This is a genomic window from Mesorhizobium sp. M0500 (genome assembly GCF_040321165.1).
In the GTDB taxonomy this organism is placed as follows: Bacteria; Pseudomonadota; Alphaproteobacteria; order Rhizobiales; family Rhizobiaceae; genus Mesorhizobium.
The window spans coordinates 1-1,399 of sequence record NZ_JAMYRB010000077.1 but is presented as its reverse complement, the minus strand read 5'-3'; the positions used below and the strand labels follow the sequence as shown (position 1 = coordinate 1,399).

Sequence of the window (1,399 nt, the reverse complement as noted above, 5' to 3'; positions counted from 1 at the left end):
GAGCTATGACGGATTTTGGGTGACGGGGTTGATCAAGCGGCGCTTTGCGGCTTCATTTCGATGACCTCGATCCCGTCCTGGAACCTGGCACCTGCGAGCAGTTTCGGCAACTGATTTTGTCCCTTCAATCGACGCCAGGATTTGGCGGCGGCCATGACGAGCTTGAAGACCATCAGCCTGGCGGTCTTCGACGACAGGGAGCCCTTCGTGCGCACCGTTCGGTGGCGAACGGTGGCAAAGACGCTCTCGATCGGGTTCGACGTTCGCAGATGATCCCAGTGTTCGGCGGGGAAATCGTAGAACGCCAGCAACGTCTCGCGATCCTTCTTCAGGCAGTCGACCGCCTTGTTGTACTTCGCGCCGTATTTCTCGGCGAACACATCGATCGCCATTTCGGCTGCTGAGCGTGTCGGCGCGCCGTAAATCTCGCGCAAATCCGTCTTCATGTTGGCCTGCACCGAGAGCGGCACCTTGTTCAGGACGTTGGCGGTCTTGTGCACCCAGCAGCGTTGGTGCCTGGTGCCGGGAAAGACCTCGTCGAGCGCCTTCCAGAAGCCAAGCGCGCCATCGCCGACGGCAATATCGGGCGCGATCTTCAGGCCACGCCGCTTCACGTCGACCAGCAGCTCGCGCCAGCTTTGCGCACTCTCGCGAATGCCGGTCTGGAAACCGACGAGTTCCTTTTTGCCCTCGGGCGTGGCGCCGATCAGGACCAGCATGCATTCGGCTTGGTCTTCCATCCGCGCCTGCAGGTAGACCCCGTCCGCCCACACATAGACATAGCGGCGCGCCGAAAGATCGCGCTTTTGCCAACGCTCGTAATCGGCGTTCCACTCCGCCGTCAGCCGCGTGATCACCGAGGGTGAAAGGTTCGGCGCGTCCTTGCCCACAAGCGCGCTCAGCGCTTCCTGAAAATCGCCCGTCGAAACACCGCGCAGGTAGAGAACGGGAAGCAGCGCATCCAGACTTCGCGTCCGACGCGCCCATTTCGGCAGGATCGATGAGGCGAACCGGACCCGATCAACCTCGCCATTCGCGCCGCGATCCCGGATCTTCACCCGCCTGACTGGCACCGGACCGATGCCCGTCTGGATGCTCCGCTCCGGGCCGTGACCATGGCGGACAATCCGGTCACGGCCATCGCCAAGCTTGAGATCCCGCATCTCGGCAAGAAACGTCTCGGCCTCGATCTCGATCGCCTGCGCCAGCAATTTGCGCGCCCCGGTGCGAAGCACATCCGTCAGTGGATCATCAAACTCGTCAGGCTGACGAAGACGCAAAACATTGGTAGTCTCATTCATGGCGTATCGCTCTCCTTGAGAGGTTCTGGCAGGCTTCATCACCCGCCTCGATACGCCGCTCTCCTCAAACCGTCATCACCCAGTTTCCGCCATAGCTC

General features: G+C 61.4%; 1 protein-coding gene. It reads right to left on the bottom strand.

From position 1 onward, the window contains the following. Positions 1-32: 32 nt before the first annotated feature. Positions 33-1,301 (bottom strand): IS256 family transposase, encoded by a 1,269-nt coding sequence (locus NKI70_RS33810; protein WP_352726453.1) that lies wholly within the window; start codon positions 1,299-1,301, stop codon positions 33-35. Positions 1,302-1,399 lie beyond the last annotated feature (98 nt).

Coding starts and splice junctions, on each gene's coding strand:
- NKI70_RS33810 (WP_352726453.1), bottom strand. CDS start 1,301: ATGAATGAGACTACCAATGTTTTGCGTCTTCGTCAGCCTGACGAGTTT.